Source organism: Streptomyces sp. NPDC057543, assembly GCF_042801895.1.
In the GTDB taxonomy this organism is placed as follows: domain Bacteria; phylum Actinomycetota; class Actinomycetes; order Streptomycetales; family Streptomycetaceae; genus Streptomyces.
Genome location: NZ_JBHVFF010000336.1, coordinates 1 through 8,403, shown reverse-complemented (window position 1 = coordinate 8,403; position 8,403 = coordinate 1). Strand labels below are relative to the sequence as shown.

The 8,403-nt window shown below is 69.0% G+C and carries 8 protein-coding genes and 3 tRNA genes; 3 read left to right on the top strand and 8 right to left on the bottom strand.

Annotated features, from left to right (window positions below):
• Window positions 1-11 precede the first annotated feature (11 nt).
• From ACFU8Q_RS36080 to ACFU8Q_RS36045, 8 genes are all read right to left on the bottom strand, one after another.
• Window positions 12-84: transfer RNA gene (locus ACFU8Q_RS36080), tRNA-Gly, on the bottom strand.
• A gap of 22 nt (window positions 85-106) precedes the next feature.
• Complete coding sequence (locus ACFU8Q_RS36075) at window positions 107-718, bottom strand: response regulator (protein ID WP_384462720.1); 612 nt, start codon at window positions 716-718, stop codon at window positions 107-109.
• Window positions 715-1,995 carry a sensor histidine kinase gene (locus tag ACFU8Q_RS36070; RefSeq protein WP_384462723.1) on the bottom strand — a complete coding sequence of 427 codons (1,281 nt, stop codon included), beginning with the start codon at window positions 1,993-1,995 and terminating at the stop codon, window positions 715-717. The genes ACFU8Q_RS36075 and ACFU8Q_RS36070 overlap by 4 nt, the downstream gene beginning before the upstream one ends.
• Window positions 1,996-2,014: 19 nt before the next feature.
• A complete protein-coding gene (locus ACFU8Q_RS36065; protein WP_384462717.1) occupies window positions 2,015-2,785 on the bottom strand; it encodes an ABC transporter permease in 771 nt (256 codons plus the stop codon).
• Window positions 2,782-3,852, bottom strand: a complete 1,071-nt coding sequence (locus ACFU8Q_RS36060) for an ABC transporter ATP-binding protein (RefSeq protein WP_384462714.1) — start codon at window positions 3,850-3,852, stop codon at window positions 2,782-2,784. The genes ACFU8Q_RS36065 and ACFU8Q_RS36060 overlap by 4 nt, the downstream gene beginning before the upstream one ends.
• Window positions 3,853-4,008: 156 nt before the next feature.
• Window positions 4,009-4,081 (bottom strand) — tRNA-Gly (locus tag ACFU8Q_RS36055).
• Window positions 4,082-4,179: 98 nt separating this feature from the next.
• Window positions 4,180-4,251: transfer RNA gene (locus ACFU8Q_RS36050), tRNA-Gly, on the bottom strand.
• Window positions 4,252-4,449: 198 nt separating this feature from the next.
• On the bottom strand, window positions 4,450-4,785 hold the full coding sequence (locus ACFU8Q_RS36045) for an Lsr2 family protein (protein WP_384462712.1): 336 nt from the start codon (window positions 4,783-4,785) through the stop codon (window positions 4,450-4,452).
• 391 nt (window positions 4,786-5,176) lie between these two features.
• On the opposite strand from ACFU8Q_RS36045, the gene purS reads away from it, so the two are divergent.
• From purS to purL, 3 genes are read left to right on the top strand one after another with little or no spacing between them, the layout of a single operon-like run.
• Window positions 5,177-5,437 (top strand): phosphoribosylformylglycinamidine synthase subunit PurS, encoded by a 261-nt coding sequence (gene purS, locus ACFU8Q_RS36040; RefSeq protein WP_037695153.1) that lies wholly within the window; start codon window positions 5,177-5,179, stop codon window positions 5,435-5,437.
• Window positions 5,434-6,114, top strand: coding sequence for a phosphoribosylformylglycinamidine synthase subunit PurQ (purQ, locus tag ACFU8Q_RS36035; RefSeq protein WP_383072962.1), 681 nt, complete (start codon window positions 5,434-5,436; stop codon window positions 6,112-6,114). Before purS ends, purQ begins: the two co-directional genes overlap by 4 nt.
• Window positions 6,111-8,360, top strand: a complete 2,250-nt coding sequence (gene purL / locus ACFU8Q_RS36030) for a phosphoribosylformylglycinamidine synthase subunit PurL (protein ID WP_384462709.1) — start codon at window positions 6,111-6,113, stop codon at window positions 8,358-8,360. Before purQ ends, purL begins: the two co-directional genes overlap by 4 nt.
• Window positions 8,361-8,403 lie beyond the last annotated feature (43 nt).

Here is an 8,403-nt window from a genome sequence, read left to right as displayed (position 1 = left end):
TTGCTGAACCGAGCGGACGACCAGGTTCGAACTGGCGACCTCAACCTTGGCAAGGTTGCGCTCTACCAACTGAGCTACGTCCGCAAGCGCCGAAGCGCGAGAACCACTATACCCATCCGCGCTCGCGTGCGAGACGCACCGCCGCATGTCGGTTCTCCGCCCCGAGCTTCGCGGCGGCCGCCGAGAGGTAGTTCCGCACGGTTCCCTGGGACAGCGACGCCCGCTCCGCGATCTCCGCGACCGGCGCCCCGTCGGCCGCAAGCTCCAGCACCTCCGCCTCGCGCGCGGTCAGCGGCGAGTCCCCGGCGGAGATCGCGTCGGCCGCCAACTCCGGGTCCACGTAACGGTTTCCGGCATGCACGGTACGAATGATCCCGGCCAGCTGCCGGGCGCTGACGGTCTTCGGTACGAAGGCCCGCACACCCGCCGCGAGTGCCCGTTTCAGATGGCCCGGCCGGCCGTGACTCGTCACGATCATCGTCCGGCAGCCGGGCAGTTCGGCCCGCAGGGATGTGGCGACACTCACACCGTCGGCGCCCGGCATCTCCAGATCGAGGACCGCCACATCGGGGCGGTGGGCCCGCGCCATGGCCAACGCCTCCGGGCCGGTCGCCGCCTCCGCGACCACCACGAGGTCGTCCTCCAGGGCCAGCAGCGCGGCCAGCGCGCCGCGGATCAGATGCTCGTCGTCGGCGAGCAGCACCCGTACAGCCGTCATCGTGTCTCCTTCAGGGACGCCGGGGCGGACCGGAACGCGGGACGAACCGGACGCGTACCCGGCAGCGGGACGGTGGCCGTCAGCCTGAACCATCCGTTTCCGGCCGAGTCCGCCTCCAGCGAGCCGTCCAGCACGTCGAGCCGCTCCCGGAGGCCGGCCAGGCCCGAGCCCGGCGAGGCGCCGGGCGGCGCGGCGTCCGCCCGCGGCGCGCCGTCGTTCGCCACGTCCAGCACCGCCGCGTCCGCCGAAGTGCGGAGCCGGATCGTGCACTGCCGCGGATCGCCGTGGCGCAGCACATTGGTCGCCGCCTCCCGCACCACCCAGCCGAGCGCCGACTGCACGGGCGCGGGCAGCGCGTCGCCGCCGTCGCCCGAAACCTCGCACTCGATCCCGGCCGCCCGCAACACGCTCTGCGCGCCCACGAGTTCGGTGCGCAGATCGGCCTCCCGGTATCCCCGTACGACATCGCGCACCTCCTGCTGGGAGGTGCGGGCGATACGCATCACCTCGACCATCTGGTCCACCGCCGCCGGCTTGCCGCGCTGGGCCAGCTCCACCGCCAGCTCGCTCTTCAGCGCGATCACGGCCAGATTCCGGCCCAGTACGTCGTGCATGTCGCGGCCGAACCGCAGCCGCTCCTCGGCGACCGCCAGCCGGGCCTGCAGGTCCTGCGCCTCGCGGAGCTTCCACATCACGCCCAGCGACCAGGCGGACATCCGCGTGGTGACGGACATCATCCCGCTACCGAACGCCGTGGCGATGAACGCAGACGCCACCAGCGCACCGCCGCCGCCGAGCAGATCCACCACAGCGCACACCCCGACAGCGACGACGAGCTGCTGAAGCAGTGCCACCCACTTCTGGACGAAGAGTACGAACGCGCAGGAGATGGGCACCACGCAGGCGCTGAGCACAAGCTCCAGCTGCGGGAATTCACGCACGTCGGTGAACGAGGCGAGGGCCAGCATCGCCGCCGCGTTCGCCACCAGCAGCACGGCTCCGACGGCGACCAGCCACCGGTCCACGGTTCCCCGGCCCAGATACTTCTTGAGCCCCCCGGCGGTCAGTGCCGTCCCGCAGACCCCCTGGGCGACGGCGAGGAGGATCGCCGTGGCGATCAGCGCCGCGGGCGCCGTGGCGCGCACGGGCCGTGTCACCGACATCAGGGTCTGCACCACCGCCGCGCACCACACCAGGCTGTACAGCGTGCCGCGCGTATACAGGTCGACCTTGTCGAACCCGCTGCGGCCGCGCCAGCCCCGCACCCGCCGCTGCATCCACACGGCACAACCCCCCTCAGCGTCGAGGTTCCCAGCGGAACCACCGCTGCACAGCAAACACTGCGAGTACCGTCCAGGCCAGCGCGGCCGACCCGGCCCCGATCAGGTCGTGCGCGTCGGCCCCGCCGAGCCAGCCCGCCCGTACGAGCGTCATCACCCCGGTCACCGGCAACAGTTCGCACGCGGCCGCCACCCGGTCCGGCAGGACCTCCAGCGGTACGAAGAGCCCCGAGCCCATCATCGATACGAGGAACAGCGGCAGCGTCGTGATCTGCGCCGTCTGCACGGTCCGGGTCACCGCGGAGGTGGCCGCGGCCATCGCCGTCAGCAGCACCACACCCAACAGCAGCCCCGCGAAGAGCAGTTCGGGCCGTTCCGGCGCACCGAGGCCGAACACGACCCCACCGGCCAGCACCACCAGCACCGTCTGCGCCAGCGCCAGCGCGACCGACGGCAGCGCCGTCCCGGCGAGGATCTCCCGGTCGGTGATCTCTCCGGTACGCAGCCGTTTCAGGACCAGGTCCTCACGCCGTGCCACATACGCGGCGACCAGGTTCATGTACACGACCTGCATCAGCACCATGCCGATGCCGCCGGTGAGCGCGGCCCCGGCCACGGTCAGGCCGGTCCCGCCCAGATCGACCTGCTCCAGCGTCGACTTCATGGCCACGACCATCGCCAGGGGCACCAGCAGCGCGACGAAGACCGCGGTCCTGTTCCGGGCGAGCAGGGTAAGTTCGGCCCGTCCGAGAGCGTTCAGCCGTCCGGACATCGTTGTGCTCGTCATGCGGCAGCCACCTTCTCGGACTCGGGCGCCGGCTCCGACCCGGGCGCCGACTTGGGCTCCGACGCGCTCTGCGCGATATCGAGAAACGCCTCTTCGAGCGAGGCCGACCGGGCATCGAGCCCGAGCAGTGTCACGTCCGACTCCCGCGCCCAGAGCAGCAGTTCAGCCAGCGACTCCTGCAGGTGGTGGGTACGGATCTCGACGCTGCGACCTTCGGCGGCCGCCCGCAGCGACAGCGGAAGCCGCGCCGCCGGGACGCCTTCGGGCAGCTCGAACCGGATGCGGGCGGGGCGGGCCGCCGTCACCTCGGCGGTGGTGCCCGCCGTCACGATCCGCCCCCGGTGCATGATCGCCAGCCGGTCGGCGAGCGTCTCGGCCTCCTCCAGGTAGTGCGTGGTGAGCAGGACGGTGATGCCGCCGTCGCGCAGCTCCCGTACCAACGTCCAGGTGTCGCGCCGTCCTTCGGCGTCGAGTCCGGTGGTCGGCTCGTCGAGAAACAGCACCTCGGGCCGGCCGAGCAGGGCCAGCGCGAGGTCGAGGCGGCGCCGCTCGCCGCCGGAGAGCTGCTTGACCCGTACGCGCGCCCGATGGGAGAGCCCGACCAGGTCCAGCGCCTCACCGGTCGGCCGGGCGCCACTGGTGCACCCCGCCCACATTCGTACGGTCTCGGTGACGGTCAACTCGGACGGGAAGCCGCCCTCCTGGAGCATCACCCCGATCCGGGGCCGGACGGCGGCACGCTCGCGGTACGGGTCGTGGCCGAGCACCCGCACCGTGCCGCCGTCGGGCCGCGCCAGGCCCTCCAGCAGTTCGACGGTGGAGGTCTTTCCGGCGCCGTTCGTGCCGAGCAGGGCGAAGAGTTCACCGCGCGCCACCGAGAAGGAGACACCGGCCACGGCCTCGAAGCCACCGGCGTAGCGCCGCCGCACCCCGCCGGCCTCGATCACGGAATCGGTCATGGAAGCGGCCACGGAGTGGGTGGTCACGGAATCTGTGGTCACGGAGCCGGCTGTGATGTCCGCCATGGCGCCGCCCGCACGGCCGCTGGGAATGTCGTCGCTCGTCATGCCTACAGATTTCCGCCGGATCGTCGCCGCGAGCAGTGCGAGCTGTCACCACTGCTCATGACAAACGTCATGGGTCATGAGGCAGAGTCGCGAACCAGGGAATACGACGAAGGCCCTGGTCGATATCGACCAGGGCCTTCGAACAATCCGATCAAGAGCGGACGACGAGATTCGAACTCGCGACCCTCACCTTGGCAAGGTGATGCTCTACCAACTGAGCCACGTCCGCATTGCTGCCGCCGATTGTACTCCCCGTAAGGGGATCCATCGAGCGGTGCGAGCACTACTCTACCCGATTCACCGGAGTGGTCGATAAGAGCGATGCAGAGCGGGTGACAGGAATTGCACACTGCGCCTTCCCCCTGGAAGGGGGATGTTCTGCTACTGAACTACACCCGCACGCTGCGTGAGGTTCGGCTTTGCGGCCTTGCCCCTCGGCGTGCTCCAGACTTTAGCCGACCTGCGGGGGTGTAGCGCAAGTCGGCGGCCGCACGGTGTCGTCGAGGGGTGTGCGGGAACGCCCGAAGATCGTCCCGGCGCCCGGTCGTGGCGACCGGCGCGGGCGACCTGTCCGGGGCCTGCCCTGGGGCTGGGGCCTCAACTGGCTTCGCTGAACGCCTCGTAGACCTTCTTGGGGATCCGGCCGCGGGCCGGTACCTCCATCCCGTGGGAGCGGGCCCAGGCGCGCACGGCCGCCGGGTCGGGTGCGAGCGAGGTGTGCCGGTACGAGGTGGGAGTCCTGCCGCGCTTACTGGCATTTGTCTGCTTTCGACCTGCCGTGATGTACGGCGCCAGAATCTTGCGCAGTTTCTTTGCGTTGGACTGGCTGAGGTCGATCTCGTACGACTTCCCGTCCAGGGAGAAGGTGACCGTTTCCGTCGCTGCTCCCCCGTCGATGTCGTCGAAGAGGGTGACCACTACGCGCTGAGCCACGGATATCGGACCTTTCCTACGGCATCGACGCGTCTGACATGCGCTGATGCCGGCCTTCCGGCTGTCGGGCGGATGTGGGTGGATGTGAGCCGACCGGCGTCGACTGTTTAGGGCAATTCTGCATTCCCCGGTAATCATTTGTACAGCGGTGGGTGCCGCATTGTGAAGTCCATCCAATTAACTCCGCGTGTCAGCCTTCTATGTGTGTCATCGGTGAGGATTTTTTTTGCAGGACTTTCCCCATGTGTTGTCACGCCGATATCTGGGTGTGAACGACGGTTCTCCTTATCTACCCGCGTAGAAATTCTGGCCAGGTAGGCTGAGGGGACCTGCGGGGGTCTGGGGAACCCCCCGGAGAAACAGCCGCATCACACCACCACCGGGAGTGCCAGTGGCACGCGTCGTAGTCGACGTCATGCTCAAGCCCGAGATCCTCGACCCGCAGGGACAGGCGGTGCAGCGCGCACTGCCCCGTCTCGGCTTCGAGGGAATCGCGGACGTACGTCAGGGAAAGCGTTTCGAGCTGGAGGTCGAGGGGCCGGTCGACGACGCCGCCCTCGGTCGTATTCACGAGATGGCCGAGACTTTCCTCGCCAACACCGTCATCGAGGACTTCACCGTGAAGGTGGAGAAGGCCGAGGAGTCGAAGTGACTGCTCGTATCGGAGTCGTCACCTTTCCCGGCACGCTCGACGACAAGGACAGCCTGAGGGCCGTACGTGTCGCGGGTGCCGAACCCGTATCGCTGTGGCACCGCGACAAGGACCTGCACCAGGTCGACGCGGTCATCCTGGCGGGCGGATTCTCCTACGGCGACTATCTGCGGGCCGGAGCCATCTCCCGCTTCTCGCCGGTCATGGAGACGATCATCGAGAACGCGCGGGCGGGGATGCCGGTCCTCGGCATCTGCAACGGCTTCCAGATCCTGACCGAAGCGCACCTGCTGCCCGGCGCGATGCTGCAGAACAACCACCTGCACTTCATCTGCCGCGACCAGAAGCTGCGCGTCGAGAACGCGGAGACGGCCTGGACGGCGGACTACTCCGCGGGCCAGGAGATCTCCGTACCGCTCAAGAACATGGACGGGCGTTACGTCGCCGACGAGCGGGTGCTCGACGAGTTGGAGGCGGAGGGCCGGGTCGCCTTCCGCTACCTGGACGTGAACCCCAACGGCTCGCTGCGCGACATCGCCGGCATCACCAACGCCGCGGGCAACGTCGTCGGTCTGATGCCGCACCCGGAGCACGCCGTCGAGCCGCTGATCGGCACCGGCCGCACCGACGGTCTCGGTTTCTTCACCTCGATCATCAAGAAGCTGGTCAACGCATGAGCCTGGATACGGTCAAGCACGCGGCCGAGACCCCGGACGTCGCGCAGCCCTGGAAGGAGCTCGGCCTCAAGGAGGACGAGTACGCCCGGATCCGCGAGATCCTGGGCCGCCGGCCCACCGGTGCCGAGCTCGCCATGTACTCCGTGATGTGGTCCGAGCACTGCTCTTACAAGAGCAGCAAGGTGCACCTCAAGCAGTTCGGCGAGAAGGTCCCCGCCAACGACGCGATGCTCGTCGGTATCGGTGAGAACGCCGGTGTCGTCGATGTCGGTCAGGGTTACGCGGTCACCTTCAAGGTCGAGTCGCACAACCACCCCTCGTACATCGAGCCCTACCAGGGCGCGGCGACCGGCGTCGGCGGCATCGTCCGCGACATCCTCGCCATGGGTGCCCGCCCGGTCGCGGTCGTCGACCCGCTTCGCTTCGGTGCGGCCGACCACCCCGACACGAAGCGCGTCCTGCCGGGCGTCGTCGCGGGCATCGGCGGCTACGGCAACTGCCTGGGCCTGCCGAACATCGGCGGCGAGGTCGTCTTCGACGCCTGTTACCAGGGCAACCCGCTGGTCAATGCCGGCTGCATCGGCGTGATGAAGCACGAGGACATCCACCTGGCCAAGGCCTCCGGGCCCGGCAACAAGGTGATTCTCTACGGCGCCCGTACCGGCGGCGACGGCATCGGCGGCGTCTCGGTGCTGGCCTCGGAGACCTTCGAGTCGACCGGCCCCGCGAAGCGTCCGGCCGTCCAGGTGGGCGACCCGTTCCAGGAGAAGCTCCTCATCGAGTGCACCCTGGAGATCTTCAAGGAGAAGCTCGTCGCGGGCATCCAGGACCTCGGCGGTGCGGGCCTGTCCTGCGCCACGTCCGAGCTGGCCTCCGCCGGTTCCGGCGGTATGCGCGTCGAGCTGGACACCGTGCCGCTGCGCGACTCCTCCCTCTCGCCCGAGGAAATCCTCATGAGCGAGTCGCAGGAGCGCATGTGCGCGATCGTCGAGCCGCAGCATGTCGGGCGCTTCCTGGAGATCTGCGAGAAGTGGGACGTCATCGCCACCGTCATCGGTGAGGTGACCGAGGGCTCCCAGCTGGAGATCTTCTGGCACGGCGAGCAGATCGTGGACGTACCGCCGCGGTCCGTCGCGCACGAGGGTCCGACGTACCACCGCCCGTTCGCCCGCCCGTCCTGGCAGGACGCGCTGCAGGCCGACGACGCGGGCAAGCTGGCCCGCCCGGCGAACGGCGCGGAGCTGCGTGAGCAGGTCCTCCGGCTGGTCGCCTCGCCGAACCAGGCGTCGAAGTCCTGGATCACGGACCAGTACGACCGGTTCGTGCAGGGCAATACCGTGCTCGCGATGCCCGAGGACGCCGGCATGGTCCGGATCGACGAGAAGTCGAACCTGGGCGTGGCCATGGCGACCGACGGCAACGGCCGGTACGCCAAGCTCGACCCGTACACCGGTGCGCAGCTCGCGCTGGCGGAGTCGTACCGCAATGTCGCCGCCTCCGGTGCCAAGCCGCTCGCGATCTCGGACTGCCTGAACTTCGGTTCGCCCGAGGACCCGGACGTCATGTGGCAGTTCGCCGAGGCCACCCGTGGTCTCGCGGACGGCTGCCTGGAGCTGGGCACCCCGGTCACCGGCGGCAATGTGTCGCTGTACAACCAGACCGGTGAGACGGCGATCCACCCGACGCCGGTCGTGGCCGTGCTCGGTGTGATCGACGATGTCACCCGGCGTACGCCGGTCGCCTTCGCGGAAGAGGGTCAGCTCCTCTACCTGCTGGGCGACACGCGTGAGGAATTCGGCGGCTCGGCCTGGTCCGAGGTCGTCCACGGCCACCTGGGCGGCATGCCGCCCAAGGTCGATCTGGGCCGCGAGAAGCTGCTCGGCGAGATCCTGATCTCGGCCTCCCGCGACGGCATGATCGACGCGGCGCACGACCTTTCCGACGGCGGCTTGATCCAGGCGGTCACCGAGTCCTGCCTGCGCGGCGGGAAGGGTGCCCGGCTGGTCGTGCCGGAGGGTCTGGACGCGTTCACCTTCCTCTTCTCCGAGTCGGCGGGGCGCGCGGTCGTCTCCGTTCCGCGCAGCGAGGAGCTCCGGTTCAACGACATGTGCGGGGCGCGGGGGCTGCCCGTCACCCGCATCGGTGTCGTGGACGGCGAGGAGATCGAGATCCAGGGCGAGTTCAGCATTCCGCTGAGCGAGCTGCGCACGGCGCACGAGGCGACCATTCCGGCTCTGCTCGCCTGACACACCGGTCCCTGATGTCGACGGCCCCGCCCGGTTCGTTTCC